Consider the following 18,183-nt stretch of genomic DNA (forward strand, 5'->3'; position numbering starts at 1 on the left):
TGCTCTCCTTACTTTCCGCTGCCGACCATGGAGGCGACCACCTGGGCCGCCACCTTCAGGCGCTGACGTACCACGGCGCGGCCCAGGATTTCCATGCTGTCGAACAGCGGCAACGAACGCTGCGAGCCCGAAACCGCAACGAACAGCGGCGCCACGATGACTTTCAGCTTCTTGCCCATGCGCTCGGCGACCGCACGCAGTTCCGCTTCGATCGACTCCTTGTTCCATTCCAGGATCTTTTCGAGATCCGGCTGAACGGTGTTCAGGACTTCGAGCAGTTCTTCGGGCGTCGACTTGACGCCGGCAAAGGCTGCCGGCTGCAGTCCGAGGTCGGACTTGAACAGGAAGCTTGCGAGGTCGGGCAGTTCGCCGAACTTCGAGATGCGCGACTGGCTGAGCTTCAGGCCCTGCTTCAGGCGGTCGTTTTCGGACGCCCAGGCAAAGACGCGGGCGGCGAACTCCTCTTCCGAGAGCTTTTCGCGGATCCAGCGGGCGTTGAGCCAGTCGAGCTTCTGGATGTCGAAGATCGCACCGGCCTTGGAGAGGTTTTCCGGATCGAACTTGGCCGCGAGCTCGTCGATCGTCAGCAGCTCCTCGCCCTCGGCGATCTGGATGAAGAACAGGCCGAGGAAGTTCATCAGCGCTTCCGGCAGGTAGCCGAGCGCGGTGTAATAGGAGATCGACGTCGGGTTCTTGCGCTTCGACAGCTTCGACTTGTCGGCGTTGCGCATCAGCGACAGGTGCATGAACTTTGGCGGCTCGAGGCCGAGATACTGGTAGATCAGGATGTGCTTCGGCACCGAAGCCAGCCACTCCTCGCCGCGGGCGACGTGGGTGATCTTCATCAGGTGGTCGTCGACGACGTTCGCCATGTGATAGGTCGGCATGCCGTCGGCCTTCAACAGGACCTGCATGTCGACGGCGTCCCACGGAATCTCGACGTCGCCATAGACGCCGTCGTGGAACTTGCACGAGCCCTCGGTCGGGATCTTCATGCGCACGACATGCGGTTCGCCGGCGGCGACGCGCGACGTCACTTCCTCAGCGGAGAGGTTGAGGCACAGACCGTCATACTTCGACGGTTTGCCGGCGGCGCGCTGGCTCTCGCGCATCTGCTCTAGCCGCTCCGGCGTGCAGAAGCAGCGGAAGCCGTGGCCGTTCTCGACGATCTTCTCGACATAGGGACGATACATGTCCTTGCGGTCGCTCTGGCGGTAGGGGCCATAGGGACCACCGATGTCGGGACCTTCCGACCATTCGAGCCCGCACCATTTCAGCGCGTCCAGCACCTTCTGTTCGAACTCCGGCGTCGAGCGGGTCGCATCGGTGTCTTCGATGCGCAGGATGAATTCGCCGCCATGCTTCTTCGCGAAGAGATAGTTGAACAGGGCGATATAGGCCGTGCCGACATGCGGCTCGCCGGTGGGGGAGGGTGCGATGCGTACCCGGACTGCTGAATTTGCCATGGTCTTTGCCCGTCTGACGTGCTTTTCGCCCTTGCCGAAGAAGATATCCGGCCGTCGGGCGCGCATTTTATGGGAAGGAAAGGCCCGCAAGGGTGCCGCAACAACGGTATCGGCAGGCTATTCCAGTCGGCTCGCGTGAGACCATAGAACGCCGATCATGTCAACGGAAACCGGATCACGCCGGTTTTTGTTGACACTGCCTGCCCCGAGCGATAATGAACCAAAAGGTTATTTAACTGAAAGGTTTTTTAGAATATGCCGGAAGATCGCTTGTCGACGACGCTCTCAGCCCTGGCCGACCCGACGCGAAGGGCGATTCTCGCCCGCCTCGCCCTCGGAGAGGCCTCGGTCGGCGAATTGGCGGAACCCTTCGAAATGAGCCTGCCGGCGGTCTCCAAGCATCTCAAGGTCCTCGAGCGCGCCGGGCTGATCAGCCGCGGCCGCGAAGCGCAATGGCGCCCGTGCCGGCTCGAGGCGGCGCCGCTGAAAGACGTCAACAATTGGCTCGACGGCTATCGCCGCTTCTGGGAGCAGAAATTCGACCGTCTCGACGCCTATCTGCAGGAACTGCAGCGCATCGACCCGGACGCCGGAAAGAACTGATCGCCGTCGCCTCTTCCGTCCCCGGCCGTTCTGCGGTAAGCAGAACGCGTCGAAAAAGGCAGGACCGGATATGGTAAGCCCGGTCCCTTCGGTTTTCCAACGAAGCTCTGCTCGAACGTCCCGTTCGAACCCACGACGTGGTTCCGATGCAATCGCATCGGTCCGCGGCGGGGTGTGCACATCGACGCAGTCCGCCGCGTTTCTCGAACACGGAGACTGTGAACATGCGACTGAATCATATCGATCTCTATAGCCCCGTCGTCGCCGAAACGGCTTCATTCCTCATCGACCATTTCGACCTGACGCTGGTCGAAAAGCGCGGCAAGGACGCCTTCTATCGTCTGACCGACGGGGCCGGCCTGGTGCTCGTCGTCAGCCCGCCGATCGAGGCGCTCGGCGGCGGCGACCAGGTAAAGCTCGGCGCCCAGACCTACCATATCGGCTTCCTGCTGCCGGCGCGGACCGAGGTCGACGACGCCTATCGGCGGGTGCACGGAGCCGGCGTCCAGGTGATGGCGCCGCAGGACCGGCATGGCGCCTATGTCTTCTACGCGGTCATTCCCGGCAACATTCTGGTCGAGGTCGGCCACCGCGCGGACCTCTGAACGAGACCGGAAGGCCGGCGGAACGTTTCCTGTGGCGAGGCGTTCTCCAACCAGAAGGCGTGGGGCCGGGCCGCCGGCATGACTCAGCGAGAGAGGAGGAATGATCCTGTTTTTCGCTGAGGGCTCGCGGTCGACGGCCGGTCGGTTCGGCTCCGCGTTTTCGTGATCTCCCGCAGTATCACGCCCTTCACCTGTGATGGAGGGCGTGATTTTCCTGATCTTTCGCCTGTTATCGCAAGCCGCGGCGCACTTTTGCGCGACAGGCTTCAGTCGAGCTTGCCTTCCTTCCTGAGCCGTGCGTTGCGAGCGACCATGTTGAGGATTTCGACGAGCGCCGAGAAGGCCATGGCGGCGTAGATGTAGCCCTTCGGCACATGCAGGCCCATGCCTTCGGCGATCAGCGTCGTGCCGATCATCAGCAGGAAGGCGAGCGCCAGCATGACGATCGTCGGGTTCTTCTCGATGAAGTTCGCCAGCGGACTGGCGGCGACGAGCATCACGGTCACGGCGGCAATCACGGCGATGACCATGATCGGCAGGTGCGGCGTCATGCCGACGGCGGTGATGATGCTGTCGACGGAGAAGACGAGGTCGAGCAGCAGGATCTGGCCGATCGCGGCGCCGAAGCTGCTGATCGCCGAGGAGGCGATGAAATCTTCGCCGTGATCGCTCGGATCGACATTGTGATGGATTTCCTTGGTTGCCTTCCAGACGAGGAACAGGCCGCCGGCAATCAGGATCATGTCCTTCCAGGAGAAGCCGTGGCCGAAGGCCTCGAAGACCGGCGTCGTCAGCTTGACGATCCAGGCGACGGTGCCGAGGAGAGCGAGGCGCATGACGAGCGCGAGACCGATGCCGACGCGTCGGGCCTTCTCGCGATGGGCGATTGGCAGCTTGTTGGTGAGGATCGAGATGAAGATCAAGTTGTCGATGCCGAGAACCACCTCCATGACGACGAGAGTAACGAGGGCGACCCAGGCGGCGGGGTCTTGGGCAAGCAACAGGATATCCTGCATCGGCGATCTTTCCTTTTTTGCTGCATGTTTCCTTAAATCGCCCTCCGATTTAAGGAAACATGCAGCGCTTCAAAGTGTTGCAGCGGCCTTTGCGCATCTGAAAATACGCGCGGCGCTGTAGGTGGCGCGTCGTCGCGCAAGAATCGCCGCAGTATTTAAGTAACATCGCGGAGGTGACAAGCGCCGCCGGCCTCTTGCGGCGGCGCTTTACCGTTTACGATTTGATCGGAATCCACAGTTCGACGGCGGCCATGCCCGAATGCGGGTCGAAGCGCTCGTCGTAGCGTTCGATGAGATCGGGCGTCTCCCCATGCTGCAGGCCGGACTCCGGCAGCCAGGTGCCGAAGATGTGGTCCGCGGTCTTGGCAATCGCGGAAATGTGGCCGCGATGCAGGAAGACAGCGTAGCGCTGCTTCGGCAGTTTCAGCGTCGAAAAGCCATCGGGCAGTTCGTCGGCTTCGCTGACTTCCGCGGCTGCCATGTAACGGAAGGTTCCGGCTTCGCCATTGCTTTGGCTGCACACGCCATAGGCGATGTCGCCCTTCTGGCCGGGTATGTTGCCGAAATGGCGGTTGAACCGCTGCCAGAGCGACGGAATGCCCTCGGTGCGGCCATAGGCATAGGTTTCCGCCAATCCGGCCAACAGCAGGGGCGGGCTGTCTTCGAAGCGTGGCGGGTCGATCTTGAGAAGGCGGGTGTCGTCCATCCTGATAGGCTCCATCAGTTCGATGTTTCGAACGTGCCTTTGCTTGCGGACCGTCTCGGGCGTCACGCCGAACTGGTCGCGAAAGGCGCGGGTGAAGGCCTCGTGCGAGTTGTAGCCCGCTTCGAGGGCCACCGAAAGAATGCTGAGGGAGCCATCGGCCAGGGCGTAGGCGGCATCGGTCAGCCGTCGGCCGCGAATATAGGCGCTGATCGAGCGGCCGGTGACCAGCCCGAAAACGCGCGACAGATGGAAGCGCGAGAGGCCTGCGGCCCCGGCGATTTCATCCAGCGATATGTCCTTTGCGAAATGGCTCTCGATGAACCAGACCGCCCGTCCGATGGCACTCATCATCACTCCCTTGGCAACGCCCTGGTGATAGGGTGTTGCCTCAAGGCGCGCTTGATCGCAATTGCTGGATTGTAACGCCCGGCGGCCGCCAAGAGTTCGGCGTCGGCCGCTCTATTTCTTCGGTCCGTAGGCGGCCATGAAGACGCGGACGGCGGCGGTGACCGTAGCCTCGATCTGTTCCTTGGGCGGTGCAGAACACATGCCGCCGAACAGACGGTGCTTGAAGAGGCCGGCCTGCGCCATTTCGATGAACTGGCGGGCAGCCATCTCGGTGTTGTCGATATTGAGCGTGCCGGCGGGAACCTGCCGGTCGAGATAGGCCTTGAGCACCGTGTAGCCGTTTTCCGGTGCCTCGCTGAAGAAGCGCTCGGCCAGGTGCGGCATCCGGTCGATCACGCCGATCACCATGCGCATGGAGCGGATCGTTTCCTCGGCCGTCATGCTGGTCGTCAGCGTCACGCCGAAATCGTAGAGCGATTCCTCGACGTCGTCATGATCATTGAGCGCGTGCTTGGCCGTCTGGACCACCCGGGTCTTGCCCTTGATGATCAGCGCCTTGAAAAGGTCTTCCTTGTTCTCGAAATAGACGTAGAGGGTGCCCTTCGAGACGCCAGCCTCGCGAGTGATGTCGTTCATGCTGGCGGCGTCGAAGCCGTGGCTCAGGAAGGCACGCCTTGCACCTTCGAGGATCTGCTCGCGCTTGACCGGGTCCTCACCGGCGGCGTGGCGACCGCCACCCGGACAGAGATCTTCTTCCATGCCGGCTGCCGGCTGCACGATGTCCCGTTTCCCGGTCTTCGCCGTACTCATGATGGTCGCTTGTTTCCGTCCTGCTCGCATTGATTTTCACCCATCGAACCGCGTGGTTCGATTTCCTCTTGATATGCGACCAGAAAGGGCTTATGTCAAGTTCGGATCGAACCGAACGGTTCAGTTCGTTCAGTAATCTTTAACCAGGCCGGTGCCCAATGTCCGCATCCAACACATCCAGCGTTGCTCGCGTCCGTCCCGTCGACGAGAATTTCGAAGTGCAGCAGGAAACCGCGCTTGAGGCAAAGACGCCTGCCGCGGAGCAGACCGCTGTCCAGGCTCCTGCAGAAGCGGTGCAGCCGCCGAAGAAGGCGCGCAAGCCCATCCTCCCCGTGCTCGGTTTGGCACTTCTGGCCGCCGGCGCGTGGTTCGGCTACGACTGGTGGACCAATGGCCGCTTCATGGTCTCGACCGATGATGCCTATATCGAAGGCGACATCGCGACGATCTCGCCCAAGGTCTCGGGTTACGTCGCCAAGGTCGACGCCGTCGCGAACCAGAAGGTGAAGGCCGGCGATCCGCTCGTCACCCTTGACGATGGCGATTACCGCATCGCGGCCGAGCAGGCCGAGGCAAAAATTGCCACCCAGAAGTTGGCACTCAGCCGTTTCGATGCGCAGATTGCCGGCGCGAAGGCGAGCCTTGCCCAGACCGAAGCGCAGAAAAAGGCTCTGGAAGCGACGGTGCGTGGCGCCGAGCTCGCGCAGAAGCGCGCGAGCGACCTCCAGTCCAAGGCCGTCGGCACCGTCGCCTCGCTTGACAACGCAGACGTCGCGCTCGATCAGGCGAGGGCAAACCTTGCGGGCGCCGATGCCAACATCGCGGCCGCCAAGGCAAGCATCACCGTCCTCGAAGCGCAGCGCACGGAAGCGGAAAGCGAGATCCGTTCGCTTGAGCTTGCGCGCGACAAGGCCAATCGCGACCTCGGCTTCACGGTGCTGAAGGCGCCCTATGACGGCGTCGTCGGCAACGTCGCGGTTCAGGTCGGCGACCTCGTTTCTGCCGGCCAGCGGCTCGCTGCCCTCGTTCCGGTCGACCAGCTCTATATCGACGCCAACTTCAAGGAGACCCAGATCGCCCATCTGGTGCCGGGCTCCAAGGTCAAGGTCCACGTCGACGCCTATGAGGACCATGCGATCGAAGGCACGGTTGCCTCGATCTCGCCGGCCTCCGGTTCGGTCTTCTCGTTGCTGCCGGCGGAAAACGCCACCGGCAACTTCACCAAGGTGATCCAGCGCGTGCCGGTGCGCATCACCCTGCCGGCCGACGTGCTGGCCGAAGGTCACCTGCGTGCGGGCTTGAGCGTCGTCGTCGATGTCGACACGCGCACGGCGCCGGATGCGACGAAGGTCGCCGCCACCAAGTAAGCGGACGAAATGCCGGCGCGCTCCTGGGCGCGCCTTACTGTCGAGACCCCAGCGCGCCATGGAGCGCGTTCAAGTCCGGAACGCCGGCGCGGCGAAACGCGCATGTCCAGAACGCTGGCGCCAACGGCGCCCATGCAAGGAGTGGCTGAGATGGCCGCAACGGCAACAGCAGCTTCGGTGGCGGCCGCCGCACCGAAGGTCGAGGAACATATGGACCCGAAGAGGCTGATCGCCTTCTTCGCCATGGTCGTCGGCATGTTCATGGCGATCCTCGACATTCAGATCGTCTCGGCTTCGCTCGCCGAAATCCAGGCAGGCCTCTCGGCCGGCTCGGACGAGATCGGCTGGGTGCAGACCTCCTATCTCATCGCTGAAGTCATCATGATCCCGCTGTCGGGAACGCTGGCGCGCATCGTCTCGACGCGCGTCCTGTTCTCGGTATCGGCCGCGGGCTTCACCGCGGCGAGCGCGCTTGCGGCAACCGCGACCAACATCGATCAGATGATCGTCTATCGCGCCATCCAGGGCTTCATCGGCGGCGGCATGATCCCGTCCGTCTTTGCAGCCGCCTTCACCATCTTCCCACCGTCGAAACGCAACGTCGTCTCGCCGATCATCGGCCTGATCGCGACGCTGGCGCCGACGATCGGCCCGACGGTCGGCGGCTACCTCAGCCATGCCTTCTCCTGGCACTGGCTGTTCCTCGTCAACGTCATCCCCGGCATCATCGTCGCGACGCTCACTTGGAGCTTCATCGACTTCGACAAGCCGGAACTCGGCCTGATGAAGAAATTCGATTGGTGGGGCCTGGCGTCGATGGCGATCTTCCTCGGCTCGCTAGAATACGTGCTGGAGGAAGGCAATGCCAACGACTGGTTCAATGACGACCACATCGTCATGGGCGCGGTCGCGACCGTGCTGGCGGCGATCGTGTTCTTCTATCGCGCCTTCAAGGTCGAATTCCCGGTCGTCGACCTCAGGGCTTTTGCCAACCGCAACTTCGCCTTCGGCTCGATGTTCTCCTTCGTGATGGGCATCGGTCTCTACGGCCTCACCTATCTCTATCCGCTCTATCTCGGACGCATCCGTGGATACGATTCGCTGATGATCGGCGAGACGATGTTCGTCTCCGGCCTTGCGATGTTCTTCACGGCGCCGGTCGCCGGCATACTCTCGGGCAAGCTCGATCCGCGCGTGCTGATGACGATCGGGTTCACCAGCTTTGCCGGCGGCACCTGGATCATGGGCCACCTGACGGCCGACTGGGATTTCTACGAGCTGTTCATTCCGCAGATCCTGCGCGGCGTCGGGCTGATGCTCTGCATGGTGCCGATCAACAACATCGCGCTCGGCACCATGCCGCCGGCGCGCATGCGTGGCGCCTCTGGCCTTTTCAACCTGACGCGAAACCTCGGCGGCGCAGTGGGGCTTGCGATCATCAACACGATCCTGACCCAGCGCCAGGATTTCCACTATGCGCGCCTTGCCGAGCACGTGCAGTGGGGCAATCCGGAAGCGATGGAGCGGTTCGGAAACCTGGCCGCCAGCTTCAATGCGCACGGCCTCGACGGCGCGACGATCGCGATCAAGCAGCTTGCCGCCATGGCGCAGAAGCAGGCGGTCATCCTGTCCTTCAGCGATATTTTCGTGCTTTTGACGGTGCTGTTCCTGTCGCTGATCCTCGGCGTGATGATGATCAGCAAGCCGAAGGGCGTCGGCCCCAGCGGCGGCGGCCATTAGAACGGCGGCAATGATCGACCGACAGAACGGGCTCGACATCACCAAGCCGAAGGCGGCCTATATGGGCGGCTTTGCGATCGTGCGTGTCACGGACGGCTTCATGGATGTGGTGCTTGCAGAGGCTGGCGAGGTCGCCTTTACCGCGGTCTTCGGCAAGCGCTTCGGATAGTCCAGGAAATACAATCAAAATCAAACAGTTAATGCGGGTAATCCGCTGGCTCTGGACGCGACGCGGAGCTCTGTTTTCCGCGTTATGCAGATTCTTGATTTACGTACATCAAAAAATCCTCTAAAGGCAGAGCCCGGAGGAAAACATGCGCCCGACAGTTCACGATATCGCTGCCGAAGCGGGGGTCAGCCTCGCGACCGTCGATCGGGTTTTGAACAACCGTCCCGGCGTGCGTGGTGTCACCCGCGACAAGGTCGAGCGTGCCATTGCGACGCTCGGCTATGTGCGCGACGTCGCCGCCGCCAATCTCGCCAAGAGCCGCAGCTACCCGCTGGTCTTCGTCCTGCCCGAGGGCGACAACACCTTCATGCGCGGCCTCGCCGCCGAGGTGGAGGCGGCAAGGGCGCGCTCGGCAGTCGAGCGCACGGCAATCACCGTGCTCTCCGTGCCGGCCTTTGATGCGGCGGCCCTTGCCGCGGCGCTGGAAAAGGCGCGGACTCTCGGCCCGGCCGGCGTCGCCGTGGTTGCGATCGATGCGCCCGAGGTCGTTGCGGCTGTCGATCGGCTTCGTGAAGACGGCATCGCCGTGGTGACGCTGGTTTCCGATCTGCCGGGATCGTCGCGGGATCACTTTGCCGGCGTCGACAACATCGCCGCCGGCCGGACCGCAGGCAGCTTGATGGGGCGCTTCCTCGGCGGTCGCGAAGGGCCGGTCGCGATCGTCGCCGGCTCGATGCTGGTGCGCGACCATCGCGATCGCCTCGAAGGCTTCCGCGCAGCGATGGCCGAAAGCGCGCCCGGCCGCCGGCTGCTGCCGGTCGTCGAGGGCCATGACGATCCCGCCGAGGTCGAGCAACTCGTCTCGAAGCTCGTCGTCGATCATGCAGACCTCGCCGGCATCTACAGTCTCGGCGCCGGCAATCGCGGCTTGATCACGGCACTCGAAAAGGCCGGGCGTCAGACGGATGTTTGCGCCATCGCGCATGAACTCACGCCGCATAGCCGCCGGGCACTCTCGTCCGGCACCTTGGACGCGCTGTTGAACCAGGATGCCGGTCATGAGGTGCGCAGCGCCATCCGCGTGCTCAAGGCCCGCGCCGATGGTCTCGCCGTGATCGGAGCACAGGAGCGCATCCGCATCGAGATTTTCCTGAAGGACAACCTGCCGGTCGAACCGGCGTAACGATTTGGAACGACGCAGTTCCAGACGGGAAGCCGGTTTGGAATTGCCGAATGGAGGCAAGCATGTATCTCGGACTGGATCTCGGCACCTCGGGCGTCAAGGCAATGCTCATCGATGGCGACCAGCGCATCGTCGGTTCGGCCTCGGGCGCGCTCGACGTCTCGCGCCCGCATCCTGGCTGGTCGGAACAGGATCCGGCGGACTGGGTGCGCGCGGCCGAAGAGGCGATCGCCGGGCTGAAGGCGGCGCACTCGGCGGAGCTTGCGGCGGTCAGCGGCATCGGCCTTTCCGGCCAGATGCACGGCGCGACGCTGCTCGATGCCGACGACCGGGTGCTCCGGCCCTGCATTCTCTGGAACGACACCCGCAGCTTCCGCGAGGCGGCGGCACTCGATGCCGATCCGCAGTTCCGCGCGATCACCGGCAATATCGTCTTCCCCGGCTTCACCGCGCCGAAGCTCGCCTGGGTGCGGGCCAACGAGCCCGAAATCTTCGCCAAGGTGCGCTGGGTGCTGCTGCCGAAGGACTATTTGCGCCTGTGGCTGACCGGCGAGCACATGTCGGAAATGTCGGACTCGGCCGGCACCTCCTGGCTCGATACCGGCAAGCGGCGCTGGTCGGAAAGCCTGCTTGCCGCCACGAACATGGACGAAAAGCAGATGCCGAGCCTAGTCGAGGGAACCGACCCGGCCGGGAAGCTGCGTTCGGAGCTCGCGGCCCGCTGGGGCATCTCGGGTGATGTCGTGGTTGCCGGCGGTGCCGGCGACAATGCGGCGTCTGCGTGCGGCATGGGCACGGTCGGCGAGGGGAACGCCTTCGTGTCGCTCGGGACCTCGGGCGTTCTCTTCGCGGCGAATGCGAGTTACCTGCCGAATCCGGAAAGCGCCGTGCATGCCTTCTGCCACGCCCTGCCGAACACCTGGCACCAGATGGGTGTCATCCTCTCGGCGACCGACGCGCTCAACTGGTATTCCGGTATTGCCGGGCAGAGTGCTGCGGACTTGAGCAGCGAACTCGGCGACACCATCAAGGCCCCCTCGGGCGTGACCTTCCTTCCCTATCTTTCGGGCGAGCGCACGCCGCACAACGACGCGGCGATCCGCGGCGCCTTCGTCGGGCTCGGCCATGAAAGCAGCCGCGTGGCGCTGACGCAGGCGGTCATGGAAGGCGTGTCCTTTGCCATCCGTGACAGTCTGGAAGCTCTTCGCGCCGCCGGCACGACGCTTTCGCGCGTGATGGCGATCGGCGGCGGTTCGCGCTCGCGCTACTGGCTGAAATCGATAGCAACCGCCCTCAATCTGCCGGTCGATCTGCCTGATGACGGCGACTTCGGCGCCGCCTTCGGGGCCGCCCGCCTTGGCCTCATCGCCGCGACGGGCGCGGATCCGGTGGCGACCTGCTACGCCCCGCGCACCGCCGAGACCATCGCGCCCGAGGCGTCGCTGGTCTCGGCCTATGAGGAGAGCTACCAGCGCTACCGGCGGCTCTATCCGGCGATCAAGGGCACCACGTCGTGACCGCGCTGCGCCGCAAGTCCGGCTCCAGTGCCGGTCGCTCAGCGGGCCGGAACCTTGTCGAGGAAGCCGGTGATCGCCTTCAGGCGGCCGTTCTCGATCTGGCAGACATCGGTGCCTTCGATGACCGAGGGAGCGCCGTCCAGGCCGAGCGCCCAGGAGAAGCGGAGCGTGTCGGCATAACCGTCCGCCGCACCCTTCAGCGTGAAGCGGAAGCCGGGAAACTGTCCGTGCACGCCGGCAATCAGGGCATCGATGCCGGCGTGGCCGTCGCCCTGCATGATCGGGTCGCGGTAGGCAACGTCGGCGGTGAAGGCCTTCTCGACCAGGGGCGCGCGGCTTGCGGCATCCGTCGTGTTCCAGGCGGCGATGTAACCTTCGGCGATGGCGTTGAAGTCGTGCATCGAAGTGTTCCTTTCCTTCGGCGTTTCGATGCTGTCCGTATCGCCGGACGAGGGAATGAAACCAATTACCTTCCACGTAATGGCCGGACCCATCGGATAGGCGATGCCGGCCGAAACCACTCTTGAAAGAGGAGCAAGACCCGTGAGCACAGGATTTTTCGGCGATATCGCCAAGATCAAATATGAAGGGCCGGAGAGCACCAATCCGCTCGCCTTCCGCCACTACAACAAGGACGAGATCGTTCTCGGCAAGCGCATGGAAGACCACCTGCGCTTTGCGGTTGCCTACTGGCATACCTTCGTCTGGCCGGGCGGCGATCCCTTCGGCGGCCAGACCTTCGAGCGCCCCTGGTTCAAGGACAACATGGAAGCGGCGAAGCTGAAGGCCGACGTCGCCTTCGAATTCTTCGATCTTCTCGGCGTTCCCTTCTATTGCTTCCACGACGCGGACGTGCGCCCGGAAGGCAAGACTTTTGCGGAGAACACGAAGAACCTCAACGAGATCGTTGATCACTTCGAGAAGAAGCAGGCCGAAACCGGCGTCAACCTGCTCTGGGGCACGGCAAACCTCTTCTCCAACCGCCGCTACATGTCGGGTGCGGCGACCAATCCGGATCCGGATGTCTTTGCTTTCGCGGCGGCGACGGTGAAGACCTGCCTCGACGCCACCAAGCGTCTCGGCGGCCAGAACTACGTGCTCTGGGGCGGGCGCGAAGGTTATGAGACGCTGCTCAACACCGACATGAAGCGCGAGCTCGACCAGCTCGGCCGCTTCGTCAATCTCGTCGTCGAGTACAAGCACAAGATCGGCTTCAAGGGCGCGATCCTGATCGAGCCGAAGCCGCAGGAACCGACCAAGCACCAGTATGATTACGACGTCGCGACGGTCTACGGCTTCCTGAAGAACTACGGCCTCGAAAACGAGGTGAAGGTCAATATCGAGCAGGGCCACGCGATCCTTGCCGGCCATTCCTTCGAGCATGAGCTGGCGCTCGCCAATGCACTCGGCATCTTCGGCTCGATCGACATGAACCGCAACGACTACCAGTCCGGCTGGGATACCGACCAGTTCCCGAACAACGTGCCGGAGATGGCGCTTGCCTATTACCAGGTTCTCTCGGGCGGCGGCTTCACCACCGGCGGCACCAACTTCGATGCGAAGCTGCGCCGTCAGTCGCTCGATCCGGAAGACCTGCTGATCGGCCATATCGGTGGCATGGACTGCTGCGCCCGTGGCCTCAAGGCGGCGGCGAAGATGATCGAGGACAAGGCGCTCTCCGCTCCGCTCGAAAGCCGCTACGCCGGCTGGCAGGTGCCGGAAGCCAAGAAGATGCTCGACGGCGGATTCTCGCTCGAGGAGATCGAAGCCTGGGTGCTGAAATCGGACCTCAACCCACAGCCGAAGTCCGGCAAGCAGGAACTGCTCGAAAACGTCGTCAACCGCTACGTCTAAACGCTTTCCTGAATTGGTTCGTGCGGCGGCTCGGAGTTCTTCGAGCCGCCGTTCGTTTGGGAGGCTCTGCCACTGCAGCTTGCATCTTCTGCGCGTAAAAAATCCATGACGCTTTCTGGTTGTTGCCGGCGGATGCGCTTGATGAAATTCTATATCCGATGATTCTGAAGTGATCGCATGGCCGCGGACACCGGGTGTCTTCGGCGACGAGATTGCTTGGGCTGTCGGATTTCAATCTTCGATAGCATAATTAGTGATACACAATTTACAGTTATTTCTGTATTATAATATGGTAAACCTTCGGTGCAGGGTGCGCCGTACCTTGAGCTGCAGCGGCCACTTGTTACGCGTGCTGTCGCGGCGCCAGGGGGACAATCCGTATGACCAGCTTCGATTCGAAAACCAAACTTCTCAATGAGCGTCTGCAGTTCGTCGACCTCGACGACGCTCAGCGGACCGCGCTTGCCCGCTCGCTGCCCGTCATCTCCGCTTCGCTCGATACGGCGCTGAACAAGTTCTACGCCAAGGCGCGCGCCAATCCGGAAACGGCGCGTTTCTTTGCCAGCGAAGCGCATGTGCAGGGCGCCAAGGCCAGGCAGGCCAAGCACTGGGAACTGATCGCCTCCGGCAGGTTCGATGCGCAATATGTCGATGCCGTCACCACCATCGGCAAGACCCATGCGCGTCTCGGCCTGGAGCCGCGCTGGTATATCGGCGGCTATGCACTGATCATCGAATCCATTCTGAAGAGCGTCATCGAGAGTCACCTGAAAGGCTTCCTGCATCGCAACAAGGCGAAGGAGATCGGCACCGACGTGGCAGCCGTCGTCAAAGCTGCGATGGTCGATATGGACTATGCGATCTCCGTTTATCTCGACGCGCTGCAGGAGGAACGTGAACGCTCCGAAGCGGAGCGGCAGGTTTTGAACGGCCAGCAGGAGGAAGCGCTTTCGGCGCTCGAAGACTGTCTGAAACGCTTGGCCGACGGCGACCTGACCGCCGTCATTACCAGCGAACTCGCACCGCAATTCGCAAGCCTTCGATCCAATTTCAATGCCGCGCTCGGCAAGCTCGACCAGACCTTCGGTGCGATCGTCGGGGCTTCCGAGGAGACGGCAAACAATGCCGGCGAACTGGTATCGGCCACCGACGACATGGCGCGGCGCACGGAGCAGCAGGCGGCCTCGCTCGAGGAAACGGCGGCGGCACTCGAAGAGATCACCACCATTTCCAAGGAAGCGGCGTCACGTGCGGAAGAGGCGCGGCGGGTCGTCGGAAATGCCACCGACGAGGCGCGCAAATCCGGCGCCATCGTCGAGCAGGCGGTGGCGGCGATGAGCGCGATCGAGGACTCGTCGCGCAAGATCACCCAGATCATCAGCGTCATCGACCAGATCTCCTTCCAGACCAACCTTTTGGCGCTGAATGCCGGGGTCGAGGCGGCGCGGGCAGGCGAGGCCGGCAAGGGCTTTGCGGTCGTCGCGCAGGAGGTGCGCGAACTGGCGCAGAAGTCAGCGGAAGCGGCGCGCGAGATCAAGGAGTTGATCGACAAGTCGTTCGAGGACGTGCTGATGGGTGTGTCGCTGGTCAACAAGACCGGCGAGGCGCTGCACCACATCGGCGACCAGGTGATCAACATCAACGGTCATATCGACGCGATCGCCGGCTCGGCGCGCGAGCAGTCGGCGGGTATCGCGGAGATCAACACCGCCGTCACCAACATGGATCAGATGACGCAGCAGAATGCGGCAATGGTCGAGGAAACCAGCGCCGCAACACATACGCTCATGCAGGTCAGCACCACGCTCAAGGGGCTTGTCGATCAATTCTCCGTATCGGCCGGACGGCAAGGGAAACCCAGCCTGGTGGCAACGAACCGGCGTTACGGATGATCGTCTGTAGAGAGCGGCGGACGAGGGGAGGGGGCGCCATGATGGCCCCCCTTTCTCTTTGTCGCGCCATCCGTCGAGACGCCCAACTCAGCGCTTCCATGCGTTTGAGGAGGTCGGTGGCGTTGCGAGATGAAATCGATTACAAATCTTCCGCGAATCTGCGTCCTTGCCTGTTGCCCCCTGCCGAAAATCTGTTAGCTTCGGCGCCTGCAACGTTTCAGGTCCATCCGTTTGAGCAGAAATCGGGTGCTTTGCACCACTGGTCGCTGACTGTCCGGGCGGACCGATGCCGTTCCATCGGGAGGAAAATCGGGATGAAGACCATCAAGGGGCCAGGGCTCTTTCTTGCGCAATTTGCCGGCGATGCGGCGCCGTTCAATTCCTGGGACGCGATCACCAAATGGGCGGCGGATTGCGGCTACAGGGGCGTACAGGTCCCGAGCTGGGATGGGCGGCTGATCGACCTGAAGAAGGCGGCGAGCTCGAAGGCCTATTGCGACGAGTTCGCCGGCACGGCGCGCGAAAACGGCGTCGAGGTGACGGAGCTGTCGACCCATCTGCAGGGCCAGCTCGTGGCCGTGCACCCGGCCTATGACGAGGCCTTCGACGGCTTTGCCGCAGCGGAGGTGCGCGGCAATCCCAAGGCACGCCAGGCCTGGGCGGTCGAGCAGGTGAAGCTGGCGCTGACGGCGTCGCAGCACCTGGGCTTGAAGGCGATGGCAAGCTTCTCCGGCGCGCTCGCCTGGCCCTTCGTCTATCCCTGGCCGCAGCGGCCGGCCGGCCTCGTCGAGACCGCCTTCGACGAACTGGCAAGGCGCTGGAGGCCGATCCTCGATCACGCCGAGGATTGCGGCGTCGACATCTGCTACGAGATCCATCCGGGCGAGGACCTGCACGACGGCATCACCTACGAGATGTTCCTCGAGCGCACCGGCAACCATGCCCGCGCCTGCATGCTCTACGACCCGTCGCACTACGTGCTGCAGTGCCTCGATTATCTCGACAACATCGACATCTACAAGGACCGCATCCGCATGTTCCACGTCAAGGACGCGGAGTTCAACCCGAGCGGACGGCAGGGCGTCTATGGCGGCTATCAGGGCTGGGTCAACCGCGCCGGCCGCTTCCGCTCGCTCGGCGACGGCCAGGTGGATTTCGGCGCGGTGTTCTCGAAGATGGCGGCCAACGATTTTGCCGGCTGGGCGGTGGTCGAATGGGAATGCGCGCTGAAGCACCCGGAGGACGGCGCGCGCGAGGGGGCCGACTTCGTCAGGCACCACATCATCCGCGTCACCGAGAAGGCCTTCGACGATTTCGCCGGCGCCGGCAGCGACGAGGCGGCCAACCGGCGCATGCTCGGGATCTGAATGACATGACCTGAGGCAGGGCGGGGCCTGAGGGGCAGACAGCCCCTCTCCTCGGGTTTAACCCGAGGACTAACCCTCTCCCCGCAGGCGGGGAGAGGGGACGCGGATTGCAGCGGGCCTCGAATTGTTGAGGTTGGTGTTGCGGTCACAGGCGTGCGAGCGGGTGCGGCATATCCCTTCTCCCCGCGTGCGGGGAGAAGGTGCCGGCAGGCGGATGAGGGGCAGCCCTCACCGCGCGGATGAGGGGCAAATCGCGCGACAAAAACCGAAGTTACGAACGGAAACAGGGGAGAAGATTATGGCAATCGAAGGAACGAGCGAGAAGCGCGAGCGCCGCATCCGGCTCGGCATGGTGGGCGGCGGCTCCGGCGCCTTCATCGGCGCGGTGCACCGCATCGCCGCTCGCCTCGACGATCATTATGAGCTGGTCGCCGGCGCGCTGTCGTCGACGCCGGAAAAGGCGGAAAGCTCGGGGCGCGAGCTCGGGCTCGATCCGTCGCGCGTCTATTCCGACTTCAAGCAGATGGCGATCCGCGAGGCGAAGCTGAAGGACGGCATCGAGGCGGTGGCGATCGTCACGCCCAACCACGTGCACTATGCCGCGGCAAAGGAGTTCCTGAAGCGCGGCATCCATGTGATCTGTGACAAGCCGCTGACCTCGACGCTGGCAGACGCGAAGAAGCTGAAGAAGGCGGCTGACGACAGCGACGCGCTGTTCGTGCTCACGCACAACTACACCGGCTATCCGATGGTGCGGCAGGCGCGCGCGATGGTCGAGAATGGCGAGATCGGCGCGGTGCGGCTGGTGCAGATGGAATATCCGCAGGACTGGCTGACGGAGAATATCGAGCAGTCCGGCCAGAAGCAGGCGGCCTGGCGCACCGACCCCGCACGCTCCGGCGCCGGCGGCTCGACCGGCGATATCGGCACCCATGCCTATAATCTCGGCGCTTTCGTTTCCGGTCTCGAACTGGAGGAGCTTTCGGCCGATCTCGACAGCTTCGTTCCTGGCCGCCAGCTCGACGACAATGCCCATGTGATGATGCGCTTCAAGGCGAAGGACGGTGAACGCGCCAAGGGCCTGCTCTGGTGCAGCCAGGTGGCGCCCGGCCACGAGAACGGCCTGATGGTGCGCGTCTACGGCACCAAAGGCGGGCTCGAATGGACGCAGAAGGATCCGAACTATCTCTGGTTCACGCCGTTCGGTGAGCCGAAGCGGCTGCTGACCCGGGCAGGTGCGGGCGCGGGCGAGGCGGCCAACCGCGTCAGCCGGATCCCGTCCGGTCATCCGGAGGGCTATCTCGAAGGCTTCGCCAACATCTACAGCGAAGCGGCGCGCGCCATCTTCGCCAAGCGCAAGGGCGAAAAGGTCGATCCGGCGGTCACGTATCCGACCATCGACGACGGCATGAAGGGCATGGTCTTCGTCGATGCCTGCGTCCAGTCATCCAAACGAAATGGTGCCTGGGTAAAGGTGTAACGAACCGCCAAACCGACGGAAGGGCGGGGACTCTCCCGCCTTTTCGCGAATTGACATTTG

General features: G+C 63.2%; 16 protein-coding genes. 11 read left to right on the forward strand and 5 right to left on the reverse strand.

Annotation, left to right across the window (positions count from 1 at the left end):
* Positions 1-8: 8 nt before the first annotated feature.
* Entirely contained in the window at positions 9-1,466 is a 1,458-nt protein-coding gene (gene gltX, locus BHMPCIPO_RS28970; RefSeq protein ID WP_173520286.1) for a glutamate--tRNA ligase, read from the reverse strand.
* 255 nt (positions 1,467-1,721) lie between these two features.
* Between gltX and BHMPCIPO_RS28975 the strand changes: the two genes are divergently transcribed.
* Together BHMPCIPO_RS28975 and BHMPCIPO_RS28980 are read left to right on the forward strand one after the other, a co-directional pair.
* A complete protein-coding gene (locus BHMPCIPO_RS28975) occupies positions 1,722-2,069 on the forward strand; it encodes an ArsR/SmtB family transcription factor (RefSeq protein ID WP_173520287.1) in 348 nt (115 codons plus the stop codon).
* Positions 2,070-2,293: 224 nt separating this feature from the next.
* Positions 2,294-2,674: a VOC family protein gene (locus BHMPCIPO_RS28980; RefSeq protein ID WP_173520288.1), complete on the forward strand. Its 381-nt coding sequence runs from the start codon at positions 2,294-2,296 to the stop codon at positions 2,672-2,674.
* A 266-nt stretch (positions 2,675-2,940) separates the two neighbouring features.
* Here the strand turns inward: BHMPCIPO_RS28980 and BHMPCIPO_RS28985 are convergent, their stop codons facing one another.
* The 3 genes from BHMPCIPO_RS28985 to BHMPCIPO_RS28995 all read right to left on the reverse strand — a co-directional run bounded on the left by BHMPCIPO_RS28985 (position 2,941) and on the right by BHMPCIPO_RS28995 (position 5,503).
* Complete coding sequence (locus BHMPCIPO_RS28985) at positions 2,941-3,690, reverse strand: TerC family protein (protein ID WP_173520289.1); 750 nt, start codon at positions 3,688-3,690, stop codon at positions 2,941-2,943.
* 214 nt (positions 3,691-3,904) lie between these two features.
* The gene (locus tag BHMPCIPO_RS28990; protein WP_173520290.1) at positions 3,905-4,744 is read right to left on the reverse strand and encodes an AraC family transcriptional regulator; all 840 of its coding nucleotides are present in this window, start codon (positions 4,742-4,744) and stop codon (positions 3,905-3,907) included.
* A 111-nt stretch (positions 4,745-4,855) separates the two neighbouring features.
* A complete protein-coding gene (locus BHMPCIPO_RS28995) occupies positions 4,856-5,503 on the reverse strand; it encodes a TetR/AcrR family transcriptional regulator (protein ID WP_376741738.1) in 648 nt (215 codons plus the stop codon).
* A gap of 209 nt (positions 5,504-5,712) precedes the next feature.
* Here BHMPCIPO_RS28995 and BHMPCIPO_RS29000 point away from each other — a divergent pair, with 209 nt between their 5' ends.
* The 5 genes from BHMPCIPO_RS29000 (at position 5,713) to xylB (ending at position 11,530) form a co-directional block, all read left to right on the forward strand.
* Positions 5,713-6,921 (forward strand): HlyD family secretion protein, encoded by a 1,209-nt coding sequence (locus BHMPCIPO_RS29000; RefSeq protein WP_173520292.1) that lies wholly within the window; start codon positions 5,713-5,715, stop codon positions 6,919-6,921.
* A gap of 150 nt (positions 6,922-7,071) precedes the next feature.
* The gene (locus BHMPCIPO_RS29005; RefSeq protein ID WP_173520293.1) at positions 7,072-8,661 is read left to right on the forward strand and encodes a DHA2 family efflux MFS transporter permease subunit; all 1,590 of its coding nucleotides are present in this window, start codon (positions 7,072-7,074) and stop codon (positions 8,659-8,661) included.
* Between the two features lie 10 nt (positions 8,662-8,671).
* Positions 8,672-8,830: a hypothetical protein gene (locus tag BHMPCIPO_RS29010; RefSeq protein WP_376741729.1), complete on the forward strand. Its 159-nt coding sequence runs from the start codon at positions 8,672-8,674 to the stop codon at positions 8,828-8,830.
* Between the two features lie 145 nt (positions 8,831-8,975).
* Positions 8,976-10,013, forward strand: a complete 1,038-nt coding sequence (locus BHMPCIPO_RS29015; protein WP_173520294.1) for a LacI family DNA-binding transcriptional regulator — start codon at positions 8,976-8,978, stop codon at positions 10,011-10,013.
* Between the two features lie 62 nt (positions 10,014-10,075).
* Positions 10,076-11,530, forward strand: coding sequence for a xylulokinase (gene xylB / locus BHMPCIPO_RS29020; protein WP_173520295.1), 1,455 nt, complete (start codon positions 10,076-10,078; stop codon positions 11,528-11,530).
* A gap of 38 nt (positions 11,531-11,568) precedes the next feature.
* Here the strand turns inward: xylB and BHMPCIPO_RS29025 are convergent, their stop codons facing one another.
* The gene (locus BHMPCIPO_RS29025; protein ID WP_173520296.1) at positions 11,569-11,931 is read right to left on the reverse strand and encodes a nuclear transport factor 2 family protein; all 363 of its coding nucleotides are present in this window, start codon (positions 11,929-11,931) and stop codon (positions 11,569-11,571) included.
* Between the two features lie 142 nt (positions 11,932-12,073).
* On the opposite strand from BHMPCIPO_RS29025, the gene xylA reads away from it, so the two are divergent.
* From xylA to BHMPCIPO_RS29045, 4 genes are all read left to right on the forward strand, one after another.
* On the forward strand, positions 12,074-13,384 hold the full coding sequence (gene xylA / locus BHMPCIPO_RS29030; protein ID WP_173520297.1) for a xylose isomerase: 1,311 nt from the start codon (positions 12,074-12,076) through the stop codon (positions 13,382-13,384).
* A 380-nt stretch (positions 13,385-13,764) separates the two neighbouring features.
* Positions 13,765-15,276, forward strand: coding sequence for a globin-coupled sensor protein (locus BHMPCIPO_RS29035; protein ID WP_173520298.1), 1,512 nt, complete (start codon positions 13,765-13,767; stop codon positions 15,274-15,276).
* A gap of 314 nt (positions 15,277-15,590) precedes the next feature.
* Positions 15,591-16,643 carry a sugar phosphate isomerase/epimerase family protein gene (locus BHMPCIPO_RS29040; protein WP_173520299.1) on the forward strand — a complete coding sequence of 351 codons (1,053 nt, stop codon included), beginning with the start codon at positions 15,591-15,593 and terminating at the stop codon, positions 16,641-16,643.
* Positions 16,644-16,941: 298 nt separating this feature from the next.
* Entirely contained in the window at positions 16,942-18,123 is a 1,182-nt protein-coding gene (locus tag BHMPCIPO_RS29045) for a Gfo/Idh/MocA family protein (RefSeq protein ID WP_173520300.1), read from the forward strand.
* Positions 18,124-18,183: the final 60 nt, after the last annotated feature.

Source organism: Ensifer sesbaniae (assembly GCF_013283665.1).
GTDB lineage: Bacteria > Pseudomonadota > Alphaproteobacteria > Rhizobiales > Rhizobiaceae > Ensifer > Ensifer sesbaniae.